Genomic DNA, 25,381 nt, shown 5'->3' on the forward strand with positions numbered 1-25,381 from the left:
GCGACGAGGATCGAGACACTCAGCCATGCGCTGCGCCATCCTCGCGTTTGCAGCCGGCGCAGCCTGGATGCAGCTGCAGGCGGCGCTGCCCTCGGCGCCGAACCTGCTCGTGTGCGCACTTGTCGCGGTGCTGGCGTGCCGATGGCGATACAGCGCGCCGACCGTCATCTTCGCCGGCGCACTGCTTGGATTCGCCTGGGCAGGTTTGGCGGCCCACCTGGCCCTGCACGATGCCTTGCCCCACAAGGACGAAGGCCGCGACATCACCGTCACCGGCGCCATCGCCAGCCTCCCGCACCGCTTCGACGGCGGCGTGCGCTTCCATTTCGACGTCGAGCACACCCACACCCGCGACGCCACCGTCCCGCCACGGATCCTCCTGTCCTGGTACGGCGCCACCGCCGCCGATCCGGCCCTGGTCCACCCCGGCGAACGCTGGCGCCTCGTGGTCCGCCTGCAGCGCCCCCACGGCAACGCCAACCCGCACGGATTCGACTACGAAGCCTGGCTGCTGGAGCAGGGCGTGCGCGCCACGGGCTACGTGCGGCCGGCGGGCGGCAGGAACGTGCGCCTGGACGACTGGACGCCCGGCGCCGGCTACGCGATCGAACGCGCGCGCGGCTACCTGCGCACGCGCATCCTGGCCATCCTGGACGGCAAACCCTATGCGGGCGTCATCGTGGCCCTGGTCATCGGCGACCAGCGCGGCATCGACCAGGACGACTGGGATGTCTTCAACCGTACCGGCATCGGTCACCTCGTATCGATCTCGGGCATGCATATCACGATGGTGGCGGCGCTCGCGGCCTGGATCGCCTCAAGCCTGTGGCGCCGCTCGCTGTGGACCGATGCCCAGCTGCCGCTGCGGCTCCCGGCCCAGAAGGCGGCGGCGCTGGCCGGCGCATCGGTCGCGCTGCTGTACGTGCTGCTGGCCGGCTTCGGCGTGCCGGCCCAGCGCACCTTCTACATGCTGGCGGTCGTCGCCGCCGCGCTCTGGCTCGGGCGCATCGCATCGAGTTCGCACGTCCTGTGCCTGGCGCTGGGGATCGTGGTGCTGCTCGATCCCTGGGCCATGCTGTGGCCCGGTTTCTGGCTCTCGTTCGGCGCCGTCGCCGCCATCCTGTATGCCTGCAGTGGACGGCTCGGCGAGCAAGCGCGCGGCTGGCGCGCGGGACTCTTGCTGGCGGCGCGCACCCAGTGGGCCGTCACCATTGGCCTGGCGCCGCTCACGCTGCTGCTGTTCGGGCAGGTGTCACTGGTCAGCCCGTTGGCAAACGCAGTCGCGATCCCCGTCATCAGCCTGTTCGTCACGCCGCTGGCGCTGATGGGCAGCATCCTGCCGTCGCCGCTGGCCGACCTGGTCCTGGGCGCGGCCCACCTGGGCGTCGCACTGCTGGCCTGGCCACTGCAACGGCTGGCCGCGCCCGAACTGGCGGTATGGACCGCGCCGGCACCGGCGCCCTGGATTCTCGGCCTGGCGCTCATCGGCACCGCATGGATGCTGGCGCCGCGCGGCTGGCCGCAGCGCTGGGCCGGTATCGCGGCCTGGACCCCGCTGCTGACGCAAGTGCCGACCGCGCCGCCACCTGGCGCGTTCAGCGTCACCGCCTTCGATGTCGGCCAGGGCATGGCGCTGCTGGTCGAGACCCATCGCCACCGGCTGCTGTACGACACCGGTCCGCAGTATGCGCCCGGCGCGAGCGGCGCCACCCGCGTGATCCTGCCTTACCTGCGCGGCCGTGGCATCCGACGGCTGGACACGCTGGTGGTCTCGCACAGCGACCTCGATCACGTCGGCGGCGCCGATGCGGTGCTGCAGACGCTGGAAGTGGGCGAGCTCAGATCCTCGCTGCCGCCCGTGCACCCCTTGCTGCGCCTGGCGGCAAGGCGGCAGCGCTGCCTCGCCGGTCAAGGGTGGCAATGGGACGGCGTGCGTTTCGAGATGCTCGCGCCCGACCCCGCCAGCTACGCCAACCCGCGCCTGAAAGCGAATGCGCGCAGCTGCGTGCTGCGGGTCAGCGCGCAGGGCAGGGCGATCCTGCTGGCCGGCGACATCGAGGCCGGGCAAGAGGCAGCCCTGCTGCGCACGGATGCGCAACAGCTGCGGGCCGACGTGCTGCTGGCGCCGCACCACGGCAGCGGCACTTCGTCGACCGCGTCCTTCCTGCAGGCGGTGGGGCCGTCGCTCGGGATCTTCCAGGTCGGCCACAGGAATCGTTACAGGCACCCCAAGAAAGAGGTCTACGAACGCTACGCCGAACATGGCATCCGCCGCCTGCGCACCGATGAACGCGGCGCCGTCACGCTACGCTTCGGTCCAGGGCTAGAGGTCGAGAGCTATCGCGAGACGCGTGCCCGCTACTGGCACGGCCGCTGATTCACGTAGCCGGAATCACGCCTGCGGCAGCGTGATCGTCACCTGCAGCCCGCCATCCCCGCGGTTGCGCGCCACGATCTCGCCGCCATGGGCCTGCACCACGCGCTGCGCGATCGCCAGCCCCAGGCCGTGGCCGTCGACGCCGGTGCGCGAAGCACCGGCGCGAAAGAAGGGCTGGAACACCGCCGCCAGGTCTTCCTGGGGGATGCCGGGCCCGCGATCGAGCACGTCGATGCGGGCCTGTCCGGCCTCGAGGCGCAGCGCGACGGTCACGATACCGCCCTGGGCGCCATGCTTGGCGGCGTTGCGCACCACGTTCTCGAGCGCGCTCCACAACAGGTCCGGGTCGCCGGTCACGCCGACCCTGCCCTCGGCCTCGATCAGGATCCGGGTCGCATTCACGGGTGCGCGGCCGTCGCGCACGTCGAGCTGGGCCGCCTCGAAACGGGCGTCGGCCACGATGCTGTCGGCCAGCTCGGTGAGGTCGACCGGCTCGCGCCGCAGGGCGTCGGGCAGGGCTTCCAGGCGCGACAGGGTCAGCAGCTCGCCGACCAGCTTGTCCATGCGGTTGCACTCGCGCTCGACGCGCTCGAGCATGCTGCCGATCTTGTCGGGTTGCTGGTGCGCCAGCCCGACCGCTGCCTGCATGCGCGCCAGCGGCGAGCGCAGTTCGTGCGAGACGTCGTGCAGCAGGCGGCGCTGGCCATCCATCAGTGCGCGCAGGCGGCCGCTCATGCGGTCGAAGTCGCGTCCCAGGTCGGAGAGCTCGTCGCCGCCCTTGGTGGCGCGGCCGAAGCGCGGCGCCAGGTCGCCGGCGGCGGCGGCCTCGAAGGCGCTGCGCAGGGCGCGGATCGGACGCGAGAAATACCAGGCAAGCAGCGCCGCGAACAGCAGGCTGGCGACGACGGCAGCCCCGATCACGACGGTCTGCCCGATGCGCCGGCGCGCGCCGGGGTCGAGCGCCGGCACCAACGGGTCGGGGCCGCCACGCGCGCCTGCCGGCCGGCCCGGCTGGCGCGAGACGAAGGCGACATACTGCGCCCCGTCCGGGGCGACCAGGCGCCGTGCGCCGCGCCAGGAATTCCCCTCGCTGCCACGCTGTTCTGCGCTCCCGAGCTGGCGCTCGGCTTCTTTCAGCAGCTCGGCCGGGACCGCGCGCCCCAGCAGGTCGCGGCGCGCCGCGTCGAGCACGAACATCTGCGGACGCCGCATCTCGCCCAGCAGCGCACGCAGCGCCGCCTCTCCGCCATGGCGAAGGGTGGCCGCCGCGGCGTCGAGCGCGATCGCGGCCGGCGGGCCGGAGTCGAGGGCCGGCGTGGCTTTCTGGCGCGCCTGGTCGCGCAGCCAGAAGGCGCCGCCAATGGCGATGGTGGCCGTCAGCTGGGTCAGCAAGATGCAGAGGAAGAACTTCCAGAACAGCCGGCCCATGCTAGTCCTTGATCAGCTGGTAGCCCTGGCGGTAGATGGTCTGCAGGCAGGAACGGCCGTCAGCCAGGGGCCCCAGCTTGTGGCGCAGGCTGCTCAGGTGGACATCGATATTGCGGTCGAAGCGCGCCAGCGGCCTTCCCAGGCCCTGCTCGGACAGGTCGTTCTTGCTCACCGGCTTGCCGGCGTTCCTGGCCAGGACTTCCAGCAGGTTGAATTCGGTGCTGGTCAGGTCCAGCGGCCTGCCGTCCCAGGTCGCGCGCCGTCCTTCGGGATGCATGGCCAGCTTGCCGACCGTGAGGGTCGCCCCGGGCCCGCTGTCGGGTTGGGCCTGGGTGCGGCGCAGGATGGCGCGCACCCGCGCCGTCAGTTCGCGCGGCGTGCAGGGCTTGGCCACGTAGTCGTCGGCGCCCAGTTCCAGGCCGAGGATGCGGTCGGCGTCGTCGCCGCGCGCGGTCAGCATCAGCACCGGGATGCGGCTGGCCGCGCGGATCCGGCGCAGGGCCTCGATGCCGCCGCTGCCGGGCATCATGACGTCGAGGATGGCGATGGCGTAGTGACCGCCGAGCGCCTCGCGCGCGCCGTCTTCGCCGTTATGGACGTACGTGACCTTGAAACCTTCTTGTTCGAGGTATTCGGCGAACATGCCGACCAGTTCGACGTCGTCATCGATAAGCAATACATGGTTCATGGCGACAGGATAGCGCAGTCGCGCGTGAAGGTCGTTCCCGCGACGCGGGGCTTTACCCGGATTTACCTGGTTTAGGCGCGCTTTACAGCGCCGCGCCACACAATGGCCGCGCCAAGACAAAGACAGGACCACCATGAAACCGATGACCATACACGCTGCCTCGCGCACCACTGGCGCCCTGGGCGCCGCCCAGCTGCTGGCCACGCGCGCCACGCGCCGCCAGTCGCTGCGCTGGCTGAGTGCCTGGGCCGGCGCCGCCGCCATGCCGTTGGCCGGCTGCGGCGGCGCTGCCTCCGATGGCTACGGCATCACGACCTCGACCACCACGACGGGCAGCGGCAGCACCGGCGGCGGCAGCGCCGCCTGTTCCGTGATCCCCGAGGAGACCGGCGGCCCATATCCGGGCGACGGCACCAACCGCAACGCCAACGGCGTGGCCAATGCCCTGGTCTTGTCCGGCATCGTGCGTAGCGATATCCGCGCCAGCGTGGCCGGCGCCAGCGGCGTGGCGCAAGGCGTGCCGCTGACGATCCGCCTGAAAATCGAGAACGTGGTCCAGGGCTGCACGGCGGCGGGCGGCGCCGCCATCTACCTGTGGCACTGCACCCGCGAGGGCGGCTATTCGATGTACAGCAATGGCGTCGCCGATGAGAACTACCTGCGCGGCGTGCAGGAAGCCGACAGCGAGGGCTGGGTGACCTTCACGACGATCTTCCCCGGCTGCTACGACGGGCGCATGCCGCACGTGCACTTCGAGGTGTATCCGTCACTCGCCAGGGCAGGCAGCGCCGCCAACCGGGTGCGCACTTCGCAATTCACCTTCCCGCTGGCGACCCTGGACGAGGCCTACGCCAGCAGCGGCTACACCAGCAGCGTGCGCAACCTGGCGCGCATCAGCTACGCGACCGATAACGTCTTCAGCGACGGCACGGCGCTGCAGATGGCAAGCATGACAGGCAATGCGGCGCAGGGCTACACGGCCACGCTCACTGTAGGCGTTTCCCTCTAAAGGAGGTCCGCAGGGCGGCGCCAGCCATTACAATGGACCGCTGTTGACCTTGACATCGCCGCTCCATGACCAAGCCTTTGCTTCATTTCGCCCACGGTAACAGCTATCCCGCAGGCACCTACAACCGCCTGCTGGCCCAGTTGCGGCTCCACTACGATGTGCGCAGCCTGGACATGCATGGCCACGATCCGCGCCATCCGGTCGGCGATGGCTGGAACGCGCTGGTCGACGAGCTGGTCGAGCATCTCGAAGGGTATGGCCAGCCGGCGATCCTGGTCGGCCATTCGCTGGGAGGGATGTTGTGCATGATGGCGGCCAAGCGCCGCCCCGAGCTGGCGCGTTGCGTGGTGATGCTCGATTCGCCGGTGGTGGCGGGCTGGCGCGCGCTCGGTTGGCGCCTGGCCAAGCTGGCCGGCTGGGGCGAGCGCCTGTCGCCGGCGCGCTTTGCCCGCAAGCGCCGCGAACTGTGGCCCAGCCGCGAAGCCGCCTACGATCATTTCAGCGCCAAGCCGATCTTCCAGGCCTGGGCGCCGGGCGCGCTGGACGACTACCTCGAACACGGCCTCGCGCCGCATCCGGACGGCGTCACCCTGCGCTTCCGGCGCGAGGTCGAATCGGCCATCTACCAGACGCTCCCGCACCATATGGATGCGGTGATCCGCGATCCGTTTCCGGTGCCGGTCGGCTTCGTTGCCGGCACCCGGTCCGAAGAGATGCGCCAGGCCGGCATGGACGCGACCCGCAGGCTGGTGGGCGAGAACCTGCTCATGATCGAGGGCGGCCACTTGTACCCGCTCGAAAAGCCGCAGGAAACGGCGCGCCTGGCGCACGCCATGATCGAACGGCTGCTGGCCGCGCCGACGCGGCCTTAGATCAGTAACCTTGCTGGCGGTCCATCGGCTTGGCCTGGTTGTCGAAAGAATCGCGCGCATCGCGTGAGCCGACGGTCTTGACGGTGCGGTCGCCGCCGCCTTTTTTCGGAATGCGCGAGCCGGTCAATGTTTCGTCGTCGAACCTGGCCGCGATGGCCGGCGCTGCCGCGGCCGGCGGTGTCGGCTGCTCGCTGGTGGGCGCGGAGGTGCATGCGGCGAGGATCAGGACAAACGCAGCAACCAGGGCCTTGCTGAGGTGTTGCATGTGAATCTCCGTCGAATAGGATGACTTATGGTATTCACAATCCGGCTTGTTCGCAATGTATATTGACAGGCCGGCCAGCGACGACCCTCACCAGCGCCGCCATTTCGCGTAAAATCGCGGGATTTTCTCCCTGCTGGAAACCGACAATGACTATCAAGAGCGACAAATGGATCCGCCGCATGGCGGAAAGCACCGGCATGATCGAGCCGTTCGAGCCGCAGCAGGTACGGGAGCAGGACGGCCGCCGCATCATCTCCTTCGGCACCTCGTCATATGGCTACGACATCCGCTGCGCCGATGAATTCAAGGTGTTCACCAACATCAACAGCACCATCGTCGACCCGAAGAACTTCGATTCGAACTCCTTCGTCGACGTCAAGAGCGACGTCTGCATCATCCCGCCAAACTCGTTCGCGCTGGCGCGCACCATCGAATACTTCCGCATCCCGCGCAATGTGCTGACCGTCTGCCTGGGCAAGTCGACCTATGCGCGTTGCGGCATCATCGTCAACGTGACGCCGTTCGAGCCGGAATGGGAAGGCTATGTGACGCTGGAGTTTTCGAACACGACCCCGCTGCCGGCCAAGATCTATGCCGGCGAAGGCTGCGCGCAAGTGCTGTTCTTTGAAAGCGACGAAGTCTGCGAGACCTCGTACAAGGACCGCGGCGGCAAGTACCAGGGCCAGCACGGCGTGACCCTGCCGAAGACCTGATTCAGGTCGTCGATCGCCGCACCTGGCGCGCAGCGCGCTCCAGGTGCGCCAGCTTGTCCGGGTTGCGCGTCACATAGATGGCGGTGATGCGTCCCGCCTCGATCTGGAGCGCGGTAGTCTGCAGCAGGCCGTCGCTCTCGAGCGTGATCCGGCCCGGCAGTCCATCGATGCTGGCCATGCGCAGCATCTCGGCCGTGTTCCAGCCGCCTTTTTCCCTGAACGCCTGCAGCAAGCGCAGCACCTTGTCCTGGCCGAAGATCGGATTGACGAGGGCCGGGCGCTTGCCCCCGCCGTCGCCATAGAACACGACGTCGTTCGACAGCAGTTGCCGTAGCTGGGCCAGGTCGCCGCTGTGCGAGGCCGCGAAGAACGCCGCAGCGATCTCCTTCTGCCGGTCCTGCGCCATCGGGAAGCGCGGCCGCGCCTGGCTCACATGGGCGCGCGCGCGGCTGGCCAGCTGGCGGCAGGCCGCCGGCTCGCGGCCGATGGCTTCGGCCACCTCGTCGAACTCCATGTCGAACACGTCGTGCAGCAAGAAGGCCGCGCGTTCCAGCGGCGACAGGCGCTCCATCGCCAGCATCAGCGGCAGGGTGATGTCGTCATCGTCTTCGGCCGGGTCGACGAAGGGTTCCGGCAGCCAGGGACCGATGTATTGCTCGCGCTTGATGCGGCTCGATTTCAGCACGTCGAGGCACAGGCGGGTCACGGTGCGCACCAGGAAGGCTTCGGGTTGGCGCACCGCGTCGCGATCGGCGCCATGCCAGCGCAGCCAGGCATCCTGCACCACGTCCTCGGCCTCGGCCACCGAACCGAGCATGCGGTAGGCGATGCGCTGCAGGCGCGGGCGGCGGGCGGTGAAGAACGCCGCCGAGTCGATGTCGCTGGTATCCATGGGCTGACATGATACGCGAAAAAAAAGGCCCGGATTGGTTCCGGGCCTCTTGCTACAGGGGGATGCGTAATTACGCGTCCTGCATCACGCAATCGACGAAGTAGCCGCGCTTGCCGTCGACCTCGCGCTTGACCAGGCCGTGGACGTCGGTTTCGAAGCCCGGGAAGCGCTCGTTGAAGTCGCGTGCGAAGCGCAGGTAGTCGACGATGGTCTTGTTGAAGCGCTCGCCCGGGATCAGCAGCGGAATGCCCGGCGGATAAGGCGTCAGCAGGATCGCCGTGATGCGGCCTTCCAGTTCGTCGATCGCGACGCGCTCGATCCTGCGATGCGCCATATTGGCGAAGGCGTCCGACGGCTTCATCGCAGGTACCATGTCCGACAGGTACATCTCGGTCGTCAGGCGGGCCACGTCGCGCGACTTGTAGAAGGTGTGGATCTCGGTGCACAGGTCGCGCAGGCCGCGGGTTTCGTAGCGCGGGTTGGCCGCGGCGAACTGCGGCATCACGCGCCACATCGGCTGGTTGCGGTCGTAGTCGTCCTTGAACTGCTGCAGCGCCGTCACCAGCGTGTTCCAGCGGCCCTTGGTGATGCCGATGGTGAACATGATGAAGAACGAGTACAGGCCGCACTTCTCGATGATCACGCCGTGTTCGGCCAGGTATTTGGTGACGATCGAGGCCGGGATGCCGGTCTCGCCGAACTGGCCCGACAGGTCCAGGCCCGGGGTCACGATGGTGGCCTTGATCGGGTCGAGCATATTGAAGCCCGGCGCCAGCTTGCCGAAGCCGTGCCAGGTTTCCTCGGCGCGGATCATCCAGTCGTCCTGGGTGCCGATGCCTTCTTCCGAGAATTTGTCCGGTCCCCAGACCTGGAACCACCAGTCGTCGCCGAAGTCCTCGTCGACCTTCTTCATCGCGCGGCGGAAGTCCAGCGCCTCCAGGATCGATTCCTCGACCAGGGCGGTGCCGCCCGGCGCCTCCATCATCGCGGCGGCGACGTCGCACGAAGCGATGATCGAATACTGCGGCGAGGTCGAGGTGTGCATCAGGTAGGCCTCGTTGAAGGCGTCCTGGTCGAGCTTGACCGATTCGGACTCGCGCACCAGCACCTGCGATGCCTGCGACAGGCCGGCAAGCAGCTTGTGCGTGGACTGGGTCGAGAAGATCATCGACTCCTTGGCGCGCGGGCGGTTCTGGCCGATCGCGTGCATGTTCTTGTAGAAGTCGTGGAAGGTGGCGTGCGGCAGCCAGGCTTCGTCGAAGTGCAGCGTGTCGATCTTCCCGTCCAACATCTCGCGCAGGGTCTCGACGTTGTACACCACCCCGTCGTAGGTCGACTGGGTGATGGTCAGGATGCGCGGCTTCTTGTTGACGGCGTCGCGCGCGAACGGGTTCGCCTCGATCTTGCGGGCGATCGATTCGGGCGTGAACTCTTCGAGCGGGATCGGGCCGATGATGCCGAGGTGGTTCCGGGTCGGCATCAGGAACACCGGGATCGCGCCGCACATGATGATCGAGTGCAGGATCGACTTGTGGCAGTTGCGGTCGACCACGACGATGTCGCCCGGCGCCACGGTCGAGTGCCACACCATCTTGTTCGAGGTCGAGGTGCCGTTGGTCACGAAATAGCAGTGGTCGGCGCTGTAGATGCGCGCGGCGTTGCGCTCGGACTTGGCCACCGGGCCGGTGTGGTCGAGCAGCTGGCCGAGTTCTTCGACCGCGTTGCAGACATCGGCGCGCAGCATGTTCTCGCCGAAGAACTGGTGGAACATCTGGCCGATCGGGCTCTTCAAGAAGGCGACGCCGCCCGAGTGGCCCGGGCAGTGCCACGAATACGAGCCGTCGTAGGCATAGTTGACCAGCGCGCGGAAGAACGGCGGCGCCAGGCTGTCGAGATAGGCCTTGGCCTCGCGGATGATGTGGCGCGCCACGAATTCCGGGGTGTCCTCGAACATGTGGATGAAGCCGTGCAGCTCCTTCAGGATGTCGTTCGGGATGTGGCGGCTGGTGCGGGTCTCGCCATAGATATAGATCGGGATATCGGCGTTCTTGTGACGGATTTCCTTCACGAAGGCGCGCAGGCCGACCAGCGCCGTGTCGGTGTCTTCGAGCGAGCCGCTGCCGAATTCCTCGTCGTCGATCGACAGGACGAAGGCCGACGCGCGCGACTGCTGCTGGGCGAACTGGGACAGGTCGCCATAGCTGGTCACACCGACGACCTCCATGCCTTCCTGTTCCATCGCGGCCGCCAGGGCGCGAATGCCGAGACCGGAGGTGTTCTCCGAGCGGAAATCCTCATCGATGATGACGATTGGGAAACGAAATTTCATGGACAGCTCCAAAACGAAGCGCCGTGGCAGCGGCAGGTCCTGGCCGGATGGTTCCGGAAAGGCTGGCCGCCGCGCACGGCACCGTAGAAAAATGAGAAGCGGATTTTCGCAGAAAACGCGGATCCCGGTGCAAGTTTTTTTGCTAGGTTAGCCACAGTTCCGGAAGGGTGGCGCACTCTAGTCGATGTGTTCCCCGTCGCTGCGCCTGTAGGTCACGAAGGCATAGTCGAATCCCTGCTCTTGGGCGCGGTGCGATTCGCGTGCGGTCTCGATCCACACGCCCGGATCGAGCGGCGGGAAGAAGGTGTCGCAACGAAAGGCGCGATCGATATGGGTGACGATCATCGCGTCGGCAATGTCCATCGCCGCCGCGAAGACCTGGGCGCCGCCGATGATGCTGGCCGGCTCGCCATCGAGCAGCGCAATGGCGGCCTCCAGCGAATCGGCTGTGTCGACGCCCTCGTGCGACCAGGCGCCGTTACGGGTAATCACGATATTGCGGCGCTTGGGCAGCGGGCGGCCGATCGAATCGAAGGTCTTGCGGCCCATGACGATCGGCTTGCCGAGCGTGACGCGCTTGAAGTGCGCCAGGTCTTCGGGCAGGTGCCAGGGCAGCTGGTTGTCCAGGCCGATGCCGTTGTTGGCGTCGACCGCGACCACGAGCGTCAGGCGAGGGCGGTCGCTCATACGGCCACCGGCGCCTTGATCGCGGGATGCGGATCGTATCCGGCGATCTCGAAATCCTCGAACCGGTAGTCGAACAGCGAACCGGGCTTGCGCCTAAATTCGAGGCGCGGCAGGTCTCGCGTCTCGCGCGACAGCTGCAACTCGACCTGCTCCATGTGGTTGGAATACAGGTGGCAGTCGCCCCCGGTCCAGACGAAATCGCCGACCTCGAGGCCGGCCTGTTGGGCCATCATGTGCGTCAGGATCGCATACGACGCGATATTGAACGGCACGCCCAGGAAGATGTCGGCGCTGCGCTGGTACAGCTGGCAGGACAGCTTGCCCTCGGCCACGTAGAACTGGAACAGGGCGTGGCAAGGCGGCAGCTTCATCTGCGGCACGTCGGCCACGTTCCAGGCCGAGACGATCATGCGGCGCGAATCCGGGGTGCTGCGGATCTGCTCCAGGACCTGCGCGATCTGGTCGATATGCTCGCCCGACGGCGTCGGCCAGTTGCGCCACTGGTAGCCGTAGATCGGGCCCAGGTTGCCCTCGCCATCGGCCCATTCGTCCCAGATGGTGACGCCGTTTTCCTTGAGGTAGGCGATATTGGTCGAGCCCTGCAGGAACCAGATCAGTTCATGGATGATCGACTTCAGGTGCACCTTCTTGGTGGTGAGCAGGGGAAAGCCCTGCTGCAGGTCGAAGCGCATCTGGTAGCCGAACACCGAGCGGGTGCCGGTGCCGGTGCGGTCGGTCTTGATGGCGCCATGCTCTTTTACATGGCGCATGAATTCGAGATATTGGCGCATGGTGTTACTGGTTTGGACAATCTGTCATTCTAGCATTCGGCAGGCCCGCTGTCCGCGATGGCGCTGGCGAACAGGCGCAGTGCCGCGTACACGGCATCGTCGGACAGCGAGAGCAGGTTGTCGCCGACGTAGAGCTCGACCACGCTGGTCGCCGGCAGTGCGCCATGCATCGCTCGGTTGAACATCCAGATGCCGTGCTCGCGCGCCAGCGCGTCGCGGATCCCGAGCGCGCGCTCGCGCGCCACCGGCAGGTGCAGGTGCAGCATGTTTGCCTGCGGCGCGGCCGGGTTGACCCGGATCTGCGGATGCGCGCGCAGGGCGTCGTAAAGAAAGCGCGTGCGGTCGAAATACGCGGGCATCGCCGCGAGCCGCTCGTCGAAGCGCATGGCCGCGGCCACGATATACGGCGAGCGGTGGATCACGTTACCGCCCTGGCGCCGGAACCACTCGGCGCAGCGCTCGACAAAGGCGCGGGTCCCGAGCAGCATGGCGCCGCCCAGCCCGCCAATGCCTTTATAGAGCGAGACATACACCGAATCGAAACCGGCCGCGATCGCGGCGACGCCGCGGCCATAGCCGGCCGCCGCTTCCCACAGCCGGGCGCCATCCATGTGCAGGTGGATGCCGCGCGTGCGGCAGTGGCGCTTGATCGCTTCCAGCTCGTCCCACGCCGAGAGCTGGCCGCCGATCTCGCGCATCGGGATCTCGAGGCCGACGGCGCCGAGCCGGTCGGGAACGGCCTCCAGGTCGGCGGCAAGCCAGGGCCGATGGCGCTCGCCCACGGCCAGCGCCTGGAAATGGTCCAGCAACTGGTAGTTGGCGCGTTCGTGAACGAAGATGTGCGAGGTCGGATGCAGCGCCACCAGGCGGCTGTGGCGGTCTTGGCTGGCGAGGCGCAGCGCGGTGACCTGGGCCATGGTGCCGCTGATGCAGAACACGGCCGCCTCGAAGCCCAGCAGGGCGGCGACCTTCTGCTCGAAGTCCTGGATCAGGGCGCCGTTGCCGTAGACGTCGTGGTCGACGTCGTGCCGTTCGCACCAGGCGGCCATGGCGGCGAACAGCTCGGCCGGCCGTTGCTGGCGATGGCCGGGAAATACGGTGTGGCAGTGGCGCTGCAGGTCGGGTTCTGGCACGGCGGGCTCCTTCGATACGGGCCCGCTACTGTACACCGCCGCCGGCGCCGGTGGAATCAGCGCCCGATGAGTACCTGCCGGCGTGGCGCCGCCAGCGTGGCGCCCTGGCCGTCGTCGGCCAGGCGGAACAGGCGCACCGAGCGCGCCAGCGCGTCGGCCTGCTCGTGCATGGCCTGGGCGGCGGCGCTGGCTTCTTCCACCAGGGCCGCATTCTGCTGGGTCACGGTGTCCATCTCGACCACCGAGCGGTTGATCTCTTCGATGCCTTGCGTTTGCTCCTGGCTGGCGCTGCTGATCTCCGACATGATGTCGGTCACGCGCTGCACGCTGTCGAGCACTTCCTGCATCGTGGCGCCTGCCTCGGCCACCAGCTGGCTGCCGGCGTTCACTTCGCTGTTCGAGGCGTCGATCAGGCCCTTGATCTCCTTGGCGGCAGCCGCCGAGCGCTGGGCCAGGTTGCGCACTTCGGAAGCGACGACCGCGAAGCCGCGGCCTTGCTCGCCCGCACGCGCCGCTTCCACGGCCGCGTTCAGGGCCAGGATATTGGTCTGGAAAGCGATGCCGTCGATGACGCCGATGATGTCCGAGATCTTGCGCGAGGCCTGGGAGATCGAATCCATGCGCGCCACCACCTGCGACACGGTGCTGCCGCCCTTCTGGGCGATGTCGGAAGCGCTGCGCGCCAGCTGGTCGGCCTGGCGCGCATTGTCCGCGTTCTGGCGCACGGTCGTGGTCAGCTGGTCCATCGACGAGGCGGTGGTGGCCAGGCTCGCGGCCTGTTCCTCGGTGCGGCTGCACAGGTCGAGGTTGCCGGTCGAGATTTCCTGCGAAGCGGTGGCGATGTGCTCGGCGCCGTCGCGCACCTGGCCGACCACGGTCGACAGGCGCGCGCCGATCCCGTTGATGGCGACGGTCAGGCGGCCGATCTCGTCGTCGCGCCGCGGGACCACTTGCGCTGTCAGGTCGCCATCGGCGATGCGGGTGGCCACCGCCTGCACCGCGGCCAGCGGACGGGTCACGGTGGCGCGCACCAGGAAGTACAGCAGGGTGGCCAGCACGCCCAGGGCGGCCAGGCCGAACAGGATGAAGCGGTTGCGCAGTTCGGTGGCGGCAGCGGTGATCTCGTCGATATAGGTGCCGCCGGCGATGACCCAGTTCCAGTCCTTCATTTCAGAATAGGCAGCGAATTTTTCGCGGGTGGCGGCTTCGCCCGGGTTCTTCCAGTCATAACGGACCGTGCCTTCCTTCTTTTCCAGCATCTCCTTGACGAAGGCGTGGCCGTCCGCGGACTGGCTCTCGAGGATGTTCTCGCCTTCCTTGCCCGGGTGGACGATCAGGTCGCCGTAGGTCTTGCCCGGGACGGCCGACAGCACGTAGAAGTAGCCGGTGTCGCCGACCTTGACTGCGCGGATGCGTTCCTTGAGCGCGGCGACATCGGCAGTAATGTCGACACCGACGTACAAGGCGCCGACCACGCGGCCGGCTGCGTCGCGCACCGGTTCGTACTGGGTGATGAACTGCTTGCCGAACAGCGTGGTCAGGCCCACGTAGGATCGGCCGGCGCGCAGCGCCGGGTAGGCCGGCGACGCCTTGTCGAGGGCGGTGCCGACGGCGCGTTCGCCATTCTCTTTCTTGACCGAGGTCGTGACGCGTACGAAGTCTTCGCCGGCAGCGGCGAAGATGGTGGCGTTGCCGCCCGTGCGTTCGGTGAAGGCGTCCGGAGCGCTGAAGTCGAGATTGAGCGGGTGGCCTGCCACGCCCAGCGTCGGCACCTGGCGGCCGCCGATGTCGACGGTCGTCGCTTCATCCAGCGTGAATTCGCCCGGCAGGCCGGCGCGGAAGATGCGGCCAAAGCTCACCGCCTGGCTGCTGACGGTCTTGTTGAACAGCTCGACGGTGCTGGCGACGCCATGCAATTCGCTGCGCACGCTCTCGATGGCGCGCCGCTCGAGCATGCCCGAGGTGGATACGGTGATGGTGGCGATCAGGGCCGCGATGATGACGCCAGCGAGTGCGAAGGTCACGGCGCTGATGCGCGTGCCGACGTTCCAGCTGGCCGGGCTAAAGGTCTTGTTGCTCATGTGAGTCGGAAGGAGGAGAGGGAGATATAACCCCGGATCATACCCCGCAAACTTTTCATGCGGCAATAATTAGTGAATATTCGCATGCGACTTGGTGTCAGCATGCAACATCCTGCAGTACCGCTAGGTGCTACTACGTATTGTCAATACATCGTCGTTCAGGCAGGCGTCATGCCGCCACCGGTGCGTGGGCCTGGAATTGCAGCGCCGCCAGGTTGGCATACACGCCACGCAGCGCGATCAGCTCGGCGTGGGTGCCGGATTCGACGATCCGGCCTTCGTCGAGCACGACGATGCGGTCGGCGCGCTGCACGGTCGCCAGGCGGTGGGCAATGATGATGGTGGTGCGGCCGACCATCGCCGCCTCGAGCGCGCGCTGCACCAGGCGTTCGGATTCGGCGTCGAGCGCGCTGGTGGCTTCGTCCAGCAGCAGCAGCGGCGGGTTCTTGAGCAGGGCGCGGGCGATCGCGATCCGCTGGCGCTGGCCGCCCGACAGGCGCACGCCGCGCTCGCCCAGGAACGAGGCGTAACCCTCGGGCAGGCGCTCGATGAAATCGTGGGCCGCGGCCATCTTCGCCGCCGCGATCACTTCGTCGTCGCTGGCGTCGGGCCGGCCGTAGCGGATGTTTTCCATCGCGTCGAGCGAGAAGATCACGGTGTCTTGCGGCACGATGCCGACCGCGCCGCGCAGGGTGTGCAGCGACAGGTCGCGCACGTCGACGCCATCGAGGCGGATGCTGCCCGATTGCGGATCGTAGAAGCGCAGCAGCAGCTGGAACAAGGTGGTCTTGCCGGCGCCCGAAGGGCCGACCACGGCCACCGTCTCGCCGGCCCGGATGTCGAGCGCCAGGTGCGACAGCGCCGCCTCGGTCAGGCGCGAAGGATAGGCGAAGGTCACGTCGTCGAGGGTGACGCGGGCGCCGTTGGCGGTGCGTTGCGGCAGCGCCCGGGCTTGCTGCGGATCCTGGATCTCGGAGCGCGCGCCGAGCAGTTCGAGCAGGCGCTCGGTGGCGCCGGCGGCGCGCTGGGCGTCGCCCATGACTTCCGACAGCGCGCCGACCGAGCCGGCCACGATGCCGGCGTACAGGATGAACTGGCCCAGGTCGCCGCCGGTCATGGTCCCTTCGAGCACCGCGTGGGCGCCGAGCCACAGCACGAACACGATCGATCCGAACACCAGCACGATGGCCAGCATGGTCAAGGTGGCGCGGGCGCGGATGCGGCGCATCGCGGTGCTGAACGCGCCTTCGACTTCCTTGCCGAAGCGCCCGGATTCATGGCCTTCGCGGGTAAACGCCTGCACGGTCGGCATCGCGTTCAGGATCTCGCCGGCCACCGCGGAGGCATCGGCAATGCGGTCTTGCGAATCGCGCGACAGCTTGCGCACGCGGCGCCCGAACAGCACGATCGGCAGCACCACCAGCACCAGGAGGCCCAGGATGATCGAGGTCAGTCGCGGGCTGGTCACGAACAGCATCACCAGGCCGCCGAAGAACAGCAGGGTATTGCGCAGCGCCAGCGAGATGCTGGTGCCGACCACGGTCTGGATCAGGGTGGTGTCGGTGGTCAGGCGCGACAGTACTTCGCCGGTGCGGGTGGTCTCGAAGAATTCGGGGCTCTGGCGCACCACGTGGCCATAGACCGCGCTCCTGATATCGGCCGTGACCCGTTCGCCCAGCCAGGACACCATGTAGAAGCGCGCAGCGGTCGCCACCGCGAGCACCGCGGCCACGCCGAACAGGGCCAGGAAGGTGGCATTGATGTGTTCCAGGCTGCCGCCCTCGATGGCCGCGCCGGCCGCCGCCGTGGCAGCGCCAGCCGAACCCGCGGACGCTGCGCCGAAGCCCAGGTCGATCATCTGCTTGAAGGCGGCGGGGATCGCCAGGGTGGCGCCGGCCGCGAACAGCAGGGCGATGCCGGCCAGCAGGAACTGGCGGCGGTAGGGCCGCAGGAAGGGGCCCAGGCCCCGGAGGGTGGCCAGGCTGCTCTTGCGGGAGGCGTCGGAATCGGGCTTGCTGGTGTGACGGGTGGTCATCGTGTCCTGGTGTTTCGGTCGTTCTTCTATGGAAGCACTGATTTATTCTGGCGCGCTGGAATCGGTCACGAAAAATGTGCCCGGCAAGGCCTCGCCGGCCACGCACAAACCACAGCGATACCGCGTGGTATCGCGAGGATTTGCAACGCCGCTGGGCGCATTTTCTCGTGGCCGAGGCCGCCGCCATGAATAAATCAGTGCTTCCTTATCGTCGTCAAAGCTTCATCGGTTGCACGTAGCCGGTCATTTCCAGGTAGCCGCGGCCCACCCGGCGGCCGCCCTGTTCGATCGTGACCGCGCCTTCCCAGTACACGGCGCCGGTCGAGCGGCGTGAATCGAGTTCCTGGTCTTGCTGCAGCGGCACCACCTGCCAGCTGTCGCCGGCCGTCGTGATCGTGGTCGCGATCGGATAGGTGGCGCCGGTGCGCGGCGAGGTCCAGTGCGTTTGCGGCGCGAACGTGATCTGGCCGGGCTCGTAGTGCACCACCTTGCCGGCCTTGTCGCGCCGGGTTGCGTGCGCCCATAGTTTACCACCTTGGCGGTCGCGGATCTGGAAAGCCATCAGGGCCCCGCCGTCGTCGAGGTTGGCGCCGACCCAATCCCAGCCCACGGCGTCCGGCTGCAGCGCCTGGCTCGACCATTCGTGGTCGAGCCAGGCGTTGCCGGTGACTTGCGTGGCGGCCATGCCGGCGCGCCCGACCGTGCCGGACACTTCCAGCTGCGGTTCGCTGTAATAGTAGCTCGCGTGCTGCGCGCTTGGTCCCTTGCGCGAATAGCCGCCCTGGCCCTGCACCAGCACCGGCTGCGTGGGCTTGAGGCGCAGTTCGAGCGTCAGCTGGTTGGAGCGGATCGTGACGCGGTACACGCCGCTGGCGTCCCTGACCATGCGCCAGTCGTCCAGTTTCAGGTCGGTGTTGCCGGGGCGGGCCCAGGCCATGCTGAAGCCTTCGCGCGCGCTGCGCTCGTCGTGCACCAGGCGCCCGACCGAAGGATCGGACAGGGCGGCGTGGCCGATCACCAGCTGGCGCGGCGTGAAGTGGCTCGGGTTGGCGTTGTCGGCGCCGGTGCGGCTGCGAAAGAACGTGACCTGGAAGCCGAGCGGGCGTTTATCCGGCGTCTCGACCCAGCCGGTGACATACCACCATTCGGTGCGAAACTCGGGATGCGCGCCGTAGTCGCGCGGGAACGACAGGCCGGCGCCCGGCGTGACGGGCGCATACACCGGGGCGGCAGCATGGGCGGACAGCGATAGCAACACCAGCAGGCACAAGATAAAACGCATTACCAATCCTCTCTGACCGCCCGCACCGGGCCGCCGGACAATGCCTGGCGGCCCGACACCAGTGCGGTGGCGACCGATGCCGCGACCAGCACCGCCGCTACGCTGCCGAGCAGGGGCCAGGGCAGGTGCAGGCCCATGGTCCAGTGGAACGACTGCGGGTTGATCACGTACACCAGGATCAGGCTGATGACCAGCCCGAGCGCGAAGCCGGCGACCACGCCGAGGCCGGTCAACAGCCCGCCCTCGAAGGCGAGCAGCTGCAAGACCTGGCGCCGGGTGACGCCGACGTGGCGCAGCATACCGAATTCTCGCGCCCTTGCCAAAGTCTGGGCCGAAAAACTTGCGGCGATGCCCGAGAGACCGATGGCGATCGCGATCGCCTCGAGCAGGTAAGTGACGGCAAAACTGCGGTCGAAGATCTTGAGGCTGGCCGCGCGGATGTCGCCCGGCCGCATCATGTCCAGGGCCGCGCCGAACGGCAGCGCGCGCAGGCTGCCCTCGAGTGTCGCCGGGTCGACGCCGCGCGCGCTCCACAGGGCCGCATCGGTCACTTCGCGCTCGCCCGTCAGGCGGCGGTAGTCTTCCAGCTGGATCACGACGGAACCGCCCTGGTTGGCATAGTCGCGCCAGGCGCCGGCGACGAAGAATGCAGTCTCGCCGCCGCCCAGCGGCAGGCGTAGCTGCTGGCCGGCGCGGGCGCCGTACAGGTCGAGCATTGCCTCGGACACCCAGGCCGGACGGGCGCCATCGGGAATGGGCGCCGTCTTGCCGACCAGGTACAGCAGGCGCGCTGGATCGGTCGCGTCGATGTCGCGTGCGATGACGACGACTGGCGGCCGCTCGGGCGCCAGCGACACGCGCCGCGTGCGCAGGAATTGCACCTTCTCGAGACCAGGCAGGCTGGCCAGGGCCGCCTGCTGCTGCCCGCTCAGGAAGCCAGTACCGCCGGCGTCGACCGTGCGTACGTACAGGTCGGCCGGCAGGATGTGGCCCATCCAGTCGTCGACCGAGACCCGGAAGCTCGACACCATGATCCCCATCGCCACCATCAGGCTGAAGCTGGCCAGGATGCCGCCCAGCGCGATCGCGGCCTGGCCCGGCGCATTCGCCAGCCGCGCCAGCGACAGCGCCAGTACCGGCGCGCCGTTCCGGCGCCGGGTCAGCGCCGTCTCCAGCAAACGGAAGGTCACGGCAGCCAGGCGCGGCATCAGGCCGATGCCGCCGACCAGCAGCAGCGCGATCGCCAGGTAGCCGAACAGCGGCAGCTCGAACACCGGCGGCGCGAAGGAGAACAGCGCGGCCAGCCCCAGGCACACCAGCGAAGGCCAGATTCGCGCCAGGCGCGCCAGCGGCGCCTCGTCGGCCCCGGATTTGATCGCCACCGCCGGCCGCGCGCGCGCCGCTTCCCAGGCCGGCGCCAGGCAGCCGAGCAGGGCCACGCCCAGGCCCAGCGCGAAGAACACCAGCGCCGCGCCGGGCGTGAACGCGACTTGCGGGCGGATGCCGGGGAAGTAGCCGGCCCCCAGGTCACCGCCGAAGAAGTGCAGGGCGGCAGCGGCCAATGCATAGCCGGCGCCGATGCCGAGCAGGGAGCCGACGAGGCCCAGGCTGCCGCCTTCGAGCAGCACCTGGCGCAGCAACTGGCCGCGCTCGAGGCCCAGCACCCGCAGCAGGGCGAACTGGCTGCGTCGCCGCATCACCGACAGCGCCTGGGTGGAAAACACGAGGAAGGCGCCGGTGAACAGCGCCACCAGCGCCAGCACCGTCAGGTTGACGCGGTAGGCGCGGCTCATGTTCGCGGTGCGGCTTTCCTGTTCGGCGTCGTTCGGCTGGCCGACCGTGAAGCGGCCCGGCCAGGTTTGCTCCAGCTCGGCGGCCAGACGGCGCTGGAAGGCGGCGCGGTCGACGCCGTCGCGCAGTTTGAGGTCGACCCGTGACAGCTGCCCGAGGCGATTCAGGCGCCACTGGGCGGCGCCGATGTCCATCACCGCCAGCCGCTGGCCGGCGCGCGCACGCTGGACCGGGCCGGCCACGCGCAAGGTCACTTCGCCGGTGCCGGCGCGCAGCACCAGCATATCGCCGCGCCGCTTACCCAGCCAGGCCTCGGCCGCCGGCGACAGGAACAGCGCGTCGTCGGCCAGGATGTCCAGCCGGCGCCCTTCGGCCGTTACCCCGAGCAGGTCGGGCGAGATGGCGCCGGCGCGAAACGGGTCGATGCCGACGATGCGCAGCGGCCCCTCGGCGCCTGGCACGCCGGCCTGGACCTCGAGGATGGGCGAGGCCAGCGCCACCTCGGGGTGTTCTGCGAGGCGCGGATACACTGATTCGTCGAACAGCGGTTCGCGGCCCTCGACCCGGATATCGGCCTGGCCCGACAGGCTCTTGACGGCGGCCGAGAATTCGTTGAACGCGGCGGCATTGATCAGGTGGATGGCAAAACCCATCGCCACCCCGACCGCGATCGCCGCGACCGCGACCAGGGCCCGCACCGGATGCGCGCGCCACTCGCCAAGGAGCAGCCAGCGCGACAGCTGGCTCAGGCCGGGCATTCCACCGCCAATGTCTCGGCCTGGCGCCGTAGCTTGGTCCGGGCCTCTTCCTTGGCGTCGGCGCGGGTGCGCGCCAGGTCTTCCTCGAGCCATTGCCGCTGCAGGCGCAGCTTGTCGCAGCGCTTCTGCAGGGCCAGCGCCGCGCGCCGGGCGCGTTCGGCATCGCGTTCTTCGCGCATGGTTTGCTCGGCGCGCAGCTTGTCGATTTCCAGGGCCAGGTCGCGTGCCCGAAGCATCCGCGCCTGTGTCTCGGGATCGGGTGGCGGGGCGGCGCGCAGCGGCAGCTCGGCGCCGGCGCCCGGGCAGGGACGGTCGGCGTAGCTCACGCGGCCGCCTTCATGGCATTTGTAGATGGCGCCGGCGGCCGTCGACTGGCACACGATGCAGGCGGCGGCAAATGACAGCAAGCGAAACAGCATGAGCGACTCCCGGTCATAGTATCTTCCCGGGATTCATGATGCCGAGCGGGTCGAGCGCGGCTTTGATGGCACGCATCATGCCAAGTTCGACCGGCGATTTATAGCGCGCCAGTTCCTCGCGTTTCAGGACGCCGATGCCGTGTTCGGCCGAGATCGAGCCGCCGGCATCGGCCACCAGGTCGTGCACGATGCGGTTGACCGTCGCCTCGTGGGCCAGGAAGGCCTCGTGCGCGACACTGGCCGGCGGCGCTACGTTGTAATGCAGGTTGCCGTCGCCCAGGTGGCCGAAGGTGACCGGCTGGCAGCCAGGAAAGGCACGCTCCAGCGCGGCATCGGCGCGCGCGACGAAATCGGGGATGCGCGAGACCGGCAGCGAGATGTCGTGCTTGATGTTCTTGCCGGCCGCCGCCTGCGCCAGCGGAATGTGTTCGCGCAGGCGCCACAGGTCCAGGGCCTGCTTGCTGGACGTGGCCACGACCGCATCGAGCGCCACGCCATCGTCGATGGCCTGGCCGACGCCCGACTCGAGCAGGCCCTGGGCGTGCCCGGCCGACTCATTGCTCGACAGCTCGACCAGCGCGTAGTGCGGGTGGCGCCCTGCGAATGGCCGCGGCAAGGCGGGAAACTGCTCTGCAACCAGGTCCAGGCAGAACGCCGACATCAGCTCGAAGCCGGTCAGCGACGCGCCGCAGCGCGCCTGCAATAGGCCCAGCAGGTCGAGCGCGTGGCGCGGCGACTGCAGCGCCACCAGGGCGGTGAGCGCGGCCTGTGGCGCCGGATACAGTTTCAGGACCGCCGCCGTGATCACGCCCAGCGTGCCCTCGGCGCCGATGAAGAGTTCGCGCAGCGCATAGCCGGTATTGTCCTTGCGCAGGCCGCGCAAGCCATCCCAGACCTCGCCCTGGGCATTGACGACTTCCAGCCCCAGGCACAGCTCGCGGGTATTCCCGTAGCGCAGCACGGCAGTGCCGCCGGCATTGGTCGACAGGTTGCCGCCGATGGTGCAACTGCCTTCGGCCGCCAGCGACAGCGGATACAGCATGCCGGCCGCGCTGGCCGCGGCCTGGACGTCGGCCAGGATACAGCCGGCCTCGACGGTCATGGTGCGGTTGGCGGGGTCGATGGCGCGGATGCGGTCCAGGCGCCGCAGCGAGAGCACGATGGCCTGGCCCGAAAGGTCGGGCACGCTGCCCATGACGAGGCCGGTGCGTCCGCCTTGCGGAACGATCGGCACCCCTGCGGCGGCACAGGCGGCCACGACGGCGGCTACCTGCGCCGTGTCGAGCGGCAGCACGACCGCCAGGCCGCGCCCGCTGTAGCGGCCGCGCCAATCGGCCATGAAAGGCGCCATCCCGGCGTCAGAGGTAATGACGTGGGCGTCGCCGACGATGGCGCGGCAGCGCGCCAGTAATGCCTCGGTGCCAACCTCAGCCATGCGGCACTTTGACCTTGTCGAGCAATTCCTTGGCCAGGCGCTGCGCCTCTTTCTTGTAGGGCCGCAGGTAGAGCAGGGCGCAGAAGTAATACACCGTGACCAGGGCGATCTCGCCGATGGCCATATGGCGCGAGGCCGCGCTCTGGTCGGCCCAGGCGCGCACGATGCCCTCGGCAAAATAGATCAGGATCAGCATCGACGACCATTGCAGGGTGTACAGGTCGCGCTTGATGACGCCGCGCAGCGGCAACAGGAGGGGCAAGGCCTTCAGGGCCAGCAGCCAGCTACCCGGCTGCAGCGGCGCCACATAGGCTTCCCAGGCGACCAGCCACCCGATCAGCCAGACCAGGCTGGCGATCGCCCCGATATGAAAGACCTTTTTTCCTGTTCCCATCAGCGGCTTCCATGCAGTTTCAGGGCCGCCTCTGCCAGGCGGCGACCGAGCGCGATCGACAGCGTGCGCTCGTCTTCGGTCAGGGGGCGCTTGCCGTCGACGCCGGCCCAGTGGGTCGCGCCATAGGGGCTGCCGCCGCTGGCGGTATTCATCAATTCAGGATGGGTATAAGGCAGGCCCATCACCATCATCCCGTGGTGCAGCAAGGGGATCATCATCGACAGCAGGGTCGCCTCTTGCCCGCCATGCAGGCTGCCGGTGGAAGCGAACACCACCGCCGGCTTGCCGGACAGCGTACCATTGACCCACTCGGTTGCGGTGCCGTCGAGGAAGTATTTCATGCTCGCGGCCATATTGCCGAAGCGCGTGGGCGAACCCAGCGCCAGGCCCGCACACTCGCGCAGGTCGTCCAGTTCGACGTAGGGCGAGCCCTGGTCGGGGATCCCGGGTGCGCTCGCCTCGGCCACCGTGGAGACCGGCGGCACGGTGCGCAGGCGGGCCTCGGCCCCCGGCACGCTGTCGATGCCCTGGGCAATCAGTTCGGCCAGCTTGCGCGTGGCGCCATGGCGCGAATAGTAGAGGACGAGGATGCAGAGTGGGGTGGTGTTCATCCTTGGTATTATAGTGCGCTTTGTTGAATTGACATGCTGTGACGATGACGAAACCGGTGAATCCAACACCATGCTGAACAAGACCGTGAACGGGCTGTCGCGCGCGACCGGCGAGTACGTCAATGGCAGCGCCGAGCGCGGCCTGACCTGGCCTGAAGCGCGCGACCTGGTGCGCTTCGCCGCGCGCCGTTTGCGCGAAGAACGCCTGCCGCAGGTGGCGGGCAGCCTGACCTTTACCACGACCCTGGCGCTGGTGCCATTGCTCACCATCGTGCTGGCCATCTTTACGATGTTCCCCGCCTTCGGCGAGGTGCGCGAGACGATCGACGCCTGGTTCGTGCAGAACCTGATGCCCAAGGCGATCGCCAGCACGATCAGCGGCAACCTGACGCAGTTCGCCGACAAGGCCAAGGGCCTGTCGGCGCTCGGCGCGGTGGCGCTGCTGTTCACCACCGCGGCCACCATGAGCCTAATCGAGCGCGTGTTCAACCAGATCTGGAGCGTACGCCAGCCGCGCCCGATCGCCCAGCGCCTGCTGGTGTACTGGGCGCTGCTATCGCTGGGGCCGCTGCTATTCGGCCTGTCGATCAGCTTTACCTCGCAGATGATGGATGTCACGGGCGGCCTGGAGCGCGATGCTTCGCTGCCCGGCACGCTGTTCTTTACCCTGGCCTCGGTGGCGGTGACCACGGCCGGCTATACCCTGCTGTACGTGGTGGTGCCGAACCGCGCGGTGGCCTGGCGCGACGCCTTCTGGGGCGCGCTGGCGGCGGCGATCGCCTTCGAGATCGCCAAGCGCGGCTTCGGCCTGTTCATCCGCCAGTTTCCCACCTACGCCATTATCTATGGCGCGCTGGCGGCATTGCCGCTGTTCCTGGTCTGGATCTATGTGACCTGGATGATCACGCTGGTCGGCGCGGTACTGACGGCGGCGCTGCCGGTGGTCAAGCACGAACGCTGGTGGTACGAGCCGGCGCCGGGCGGGGCCTTCGTCGATGCGATGTCGGTGCTCAAGGTGCTGCACGGCAGCGCCAAACTCAGCGGCAATGCGCTGGTGGCGAGCGGCACGATCCGCCATCACACCCGGATCGGGTACGACGAGCTGGGGCGGTTGCTGGACCGGATGGTGGCCGAGGGCTGGGTCGGGCGGGTGCAGGATGACGCCCCGGTCCGGCGTGGCTGGCGTTTCAACCGGCACGGCCAGCAGGAGAACTGGGTGCTGCTGGCCGATCCAGGCAGCTTGCGCCTGGCCGACGTCTACCGTCTGTTCGTGTTCGATTGTACGGCCGCCGAAGCGATGCAGCGCGAAGATGTCGGGCCCGACACGCCGCTGGCGCTGGACGTTGGCGACCTGGCGCGCCAGGTCGAAGAGGCGGTCGAAGCGGGGCTGG

21 protein-coding genes are annotated in these 25,381 nt (G+C 68.1%); 5 read left to right on the forward strand and 16 right to left on the reverse strand.

The window, feature by feature from the left end:
* Positions 1-25: 25 nt before the first annotated feature.
* Positions 26-2,377, forward strand: a complete 2,352-nt coding sequence (locus E8M83_RS25000; RefSeq protein ID WP_137176057.1) for a DNA internalization-related competence protein ComEC/Rec2 — start codon at positions 26-28, stop codon at positions 2,375-2,377.
* Between the two features lie 15 nt (positions 2,378-2,392).
* Here the strand turns inward: E8M83_RS25000 and E8M83_RS25005 are convergent, their stop codons facing one another.
* The gene (locus E8M83_RS25005) at positions 2,393-3,805 is read right to left on the reverse strand and encodes a cell wall metabolism sensor histidine kinase WalK (RefSeq protein ID WP_137176058.1); all 1,413 of its coding nucleotides are present in this window, start codon (positions 3,803-3,805) and stop codon (positions 2,393-2,395) included.
* 1 nt (position 3,806) lies between these two features.
* Positions 3,807-4,493, reverse strand: coding sequence for a response regulator transcription factor (locus tag E8M83_RS25010; protein WP_137176059.1), 687 nt, complete (start codon positions 4,491-4,493; stop codon positions 3,807-3,809).
* A gap of 133 nt (positions 4,494-4,626) precedes the next feature.
* Here E8M83_RS25010 and E8M83_RS25015 point away from each other — a divergent pair, with 133 nt between their 5' ends.
* Complete coding sequence (locus tag E8M83_RS25015; RefSeq protein ID WP_229491910.1) at positions 4,627-5,502, forward strand: intradiol ring-cleavage dioxygenase; 876 nt, start codon at positions 4,627-4,629, stop codon at positions 5,500-5,502.
* A gap of 65 nt (positions 5,503-5,567) precedes the next feature.
* Positions 5,568-6,374, forward strand: coding sequence for an alpha/beta fold hydrolase (locus E8M83_RS25020; RefSeq protein WP_137176060.1), 807 nt, complete (start codon positions 5,568-5,570; stop codon positions 6,372-6,374).
* Position 6,375: 1 nt separating this feature from the next.
* On the opposite strand, the gene E8M83_RS25025 is transcribed toward E8M83_RS25020, so the two are convergent.
* Entirely contained in the window at positions 6,376-6,639 is a 264-nt protein-coding gene (locus E8M83_RS25025) for a hypothetical protein (protein WP_137176061.1), read from the reverse strand.
* A gap of 146 nt (positions 6,640-6,785) precedes the next feature.
* Between E8M83_RS25025 and dcd the strand changes: the two genes are divergently transcribed.
* Positions 6,786-7,352, forward strand: coding sequence for a dCTP deaminase (dcd, locus tag E8M83_RS25030; RefSeq protein ID WP_123068242.1), 567 nt, complete (start codon positions 6,786-6,788; stop codon positions 7,350-7,352).
* A gap of 1 nt (position 7,353) precedes the next feature.
* Here dcd and E8M83_RS25035 read toward each other — a convergent pair whose 3' ends face one another.
* The 13 genes from E8M83_RS25035 to wrbA form a co-directional block, all read right to left on the reverse strand.
* On the reverse strand, positions 7,354-8,244 hold the full coding sequence (locus tag E8M83_RS25035; protein WP_137176062.1) for a sigma-70 family RNA polymerase sigma factor: 891 nt from the start codon (positions 8,242-8,244) through the stop codon (positions 7,354-7,356).
* 70 nt (positions 8,245-8,314) lie between these two features.
* Positions 8,315-10,573 carry an arginine/lysine/ornithine decarboxylase gene (locus E8M83_RS25040; RefSeq protein WP_137176063.1) on the reverse strand — a complete coding sequence of 753 codons (2,259 nt, stop codon included), beginning with the start codon at positions 10,571-10,573 and terminating at the stop codon, positions 8,315-8,317.
* 177 nt (positions 10,574-10,750) lie between these two features.
* Positions 10,751-11,260 carry a dihydrofolate reductase gene (locus E8M83_RS25045; RefSeq protein WP_137176064.1) on the reverse strand — a complete coding sequence of 170 codons (510 nt, stop codon included), beginning with the start codon at positions 11,258-11,260 and terminating at the stop codon, positions 10,751-10,753.
* Positions 11,257-12,051 (reverse strand): thymidylate synthase, encoded by a 795-nt coding sequence (locus E8M83_RS25050; protein ID WP_137176065.1) that lies wholly within the window; start codon positions 12,049-12,051, stop codon positions 11,257-11,259. The genes E8M83_RS25045 and E8M83_RS25050 overlap by 4 nt, the downstream gene beginning before the upstream one ends.
* 29 nt (positions 12,052-12,080) lie before the next feature.
* Complete coding sequence (locus E8M83_RS25055; RefSeq protein ID WP_137176066.1) at positions 12,081-13,184, reverse strand: low specificity L-threonine aldolase; 1,104 nt, start codon at positions 13,182-13,184, stop codon at positions 12,081-12,083.
* Between the two features lie 56 nt (positions 13,185-13,240).
* On the reverse strand, positions 13,241-15,265 hold the full coding sequence (locus E8M83_RS25060) for a methyl-accepting chemotaxis protein (protein ID WP_137176067.1): 2,025 nt from the start codon (positions 15,263-15,265) through the stop codon (positions 13,241-13,243).
* A 169-nt stretch (positions 15,266-15,434) separates the two neighbouring features.
* Entirely contained in the window at positions 15,435-17,300 is a 1,866-nt protein-coding gene (locus E8M83_RS25065) for an ABC transporter transmembrane domain-containing protein (protein ID WP_137176068.1), read from the reverse strand.
* 214 nt (positions 17,301-17,514) lie between these two features.
* Positions 17,515-18,582, reverse strand: coding sequence for a lipocalin-like domain-containing protein (locus tag E8M83_RS25070; protein WP_137176069.1), 1,068 nt, complete (start codon positions 18,580-18,582; stop codon positions 17,515-17,517).
* Positions 18,582-21,131, reverse strand: a complete 2,550-nt coding sequence (locus E8M83_RS25075; RefSeq protein ID WP_137176070.1) for an FtsX-like permease family protein — start codon at positions 21,129-21,131, stop codon at positions 18,582-18,584. The genes E8M83_RS25070 and E8M83_RS25075 overlap by 1 nt, the downstream gene beginning before the upstream one ends.
* Positions 21,119-21,550, reverse strand: a complete 432-nt coding sequence (locus E8M83_RS25080; protein WP_229491911.1) for a DUF4124 domain-containing protein — start codon at positions 21,548-21,550, stop codon at positions 21,119-21,121. The genes E8M83_RS25075 and E8M83_RS25080 overlap by 13 nt, the downstream gene beginning before the upstream one ends.
* Before the next feature lie 13 nt (positions 21,551-21,563).
* The gene (locus E8M83_RS25085; RefSeq protein WP_137176071.1) at positions 21,564-22,985 is read right to left on the reverse strand and encodes an FAD-binding oxidoreductase; all 1,422 of its coding nucleotides are present in this window, start codon (positions 22,983-22,985) and stop codon (positions 21,564-21,566) included.
* Complete coding sequence (locus E8M83_RS25090) at positions 22,978-23,379, reverse strand: DUF2069 domain-containing protein (protein WP_137176072.1); 402 nt, start codon at positions 23,377-23,379, stop codon at positions 22,978-22,980. The genes E8M83_RS25085 and E8M83_RS25090 overlap by 8 nt, the downstream gene beginning before the upstream one ends.
* Positions 23,379-23,990 (reverse strand): NAD(P)H:quinone oxidoreductase, encoded by a 612-nt coding sequence (gene wrbA / locus E8M83_RS25095; protein WP_137176073.1) that lies wholly within the window; start codon positions 23,988-23,990, stop codon positions 23,379-23,381. The genes E8M83_RS25090 and wrbA overlap by 1 nt, the downstream gene beginning before the upstream one ends.
* Positions 23,991-24,060: 70 nt before the next feature.
* Between wrbA and E8M83_RS25100 the strand changes: the two genes are divergently transcribed.
* Positions 24,061-25,381: YihY family inner membrane protein (locus E8M83_RS25100; protein ID WP_137176074.1), on the forward strand; the 1,321-nt coding region annotated here is incomplete at its 3' end.

This window comes from Massilia sp. HP4 (assembly GCF_005222695.1).
Lineage (GTDB): Bacteria > Pseudomonadota > Gammaproteobacteria > Burkholderiales > Burkholderiaceae_D > Telluria.

Bases quoted from the DNA above. Each gene is read 5' to 3' on its own strand.
- E8M83_RS25005 (WP_137176058.1), bottom strand. From the start codon at position 3,805: ATGGGCCGGCTGTTCTGGAAGTTCTTCCTCTGCATCTTGCTGACCCAG.
- E8M83_RS25010 (WP_137176059.1), bottom strand. From the start codon at position 4,493: ATGAACCATGTATTGCTTATCGATGACGACGTCGAACTGGTCGGCATG.
- E8M83_RS25020 (WP_137176060.1), top strand. From the start codon at position 5,568: ATGACCAAGCCTTTGCTTCATTTCGCCCACGGTAACAGCTATCCCGCA.
- E8M83_RS25015 (WP_229491910.1), top strand. From the start codon at position 4,627: ATGAAACCGATGACCATACACGCTGCCTCGCGCACCACTGGCGCCCTG.
- wrbA (WP_137176073.1), bottom strand. From the start codon at position 23,990: ATGAACACCACCCCACTCTGCATCCTCGTCCTCTACTATTCGCGCCAT.
- E8M83_RS25070 (WP_137176069.1), bottom strand. From the start codon at position 18,582: ATGCGTTTTATCTTGTGCCTGCTGGTGTTGCTATCGCTGTCCGCCCAT.
- E8M83_RS25065 (WP_137176068.1), bottom strand. From the start codon at position 17,300: ATGACCACCCGTCACACCAGCAAGCCCGATTCCGACGCCTCCCGCAAG.
- E8M83_RS25060 (WP_137176067.1), bottom strand. From the start codon at position 15,265: ATGAGCAACAAGACCTTTAGCCCGGCCAGCTGGAACGTCGGCACGCGC.
- E8M83_RS25000 (WP_137176057.1), top strand. From the start codon at position 26: ATGCGCTGCGCCATCCTCGCGTTTGCAGCCGGCGCAGCCTGGATGCAG.
- E8M83_RS25090 (WP_137176072.1), bottom strand. From the start codon at position 23,379: ATGGGAACAGGAAAAAAGGTCTTTCATATCGGGGCGATCGCCAGCCTG.
- E8M83_RS25025 (WP_137176061.1), bottom strand. From the start codon at position 6,639: ATGCAACACCTCAGCAAGGCCCTGGTTGCTGCGTTTGTCCTGATCCTC.
- E8M83_RS25050 (WP_137176065.1), bottom strand. From the start codon at position 12,051: ATGCGCCAATATCTCGAATTCATGCGCCATGTAAAAGAGCATGGCGCC.
- E8M83_RS25045 (WP_137176064.1), bottom strand. From the start codon at position 11,260: ATGAGCGACCGCCCTCGCCTGACGCTCGTGGTCGCGGTCGACGCCAAC.
- E8M83_RS25035 (WP_137176062.1), bottom strand. From the start codon at position 8,244: ATGGATACCAGCGACATCGACTCGGCGGCGTTCTTCACCGCCCGCCGC.
- E8M83_RS25080 (WP_229491911.1), bottom strand. From the start codon at position 21,550: ATGCTGTTTCGCTTGCTGTCATTTGCCGCCGCCTGCATCGTGTGCCAG.
- E8M83_RS25040 (WP_137176063.1), bottom strand. From the start codon at position 10,573: ATGAAATTTCGTTTCCCAATCGTCATCATCGATGAGGATTTCCGCTCG.
- E8M83_RS25075 (WP_137176070.1), bottom strand. From the start codon at position 21,131: ATGCCCGGCCTGAGCCAGCTGTCGCGCTGGCTGCTCCTTGGCGAGTGG.
- dcd (WP_123068242.1), top strand. From the start codon at position 6,786: ATGACTATCAAGAGCGACAAATGGATCCGCCGCATGGCGGAAAGCACC.
- E8M83_RS25085 (WP_137176071.1), bottom strand. From the start codon at position 22,985: ATGGCTGAGGTTGGCACCGAGGCATTACTGGCGCGCTGCCGCGCCATC.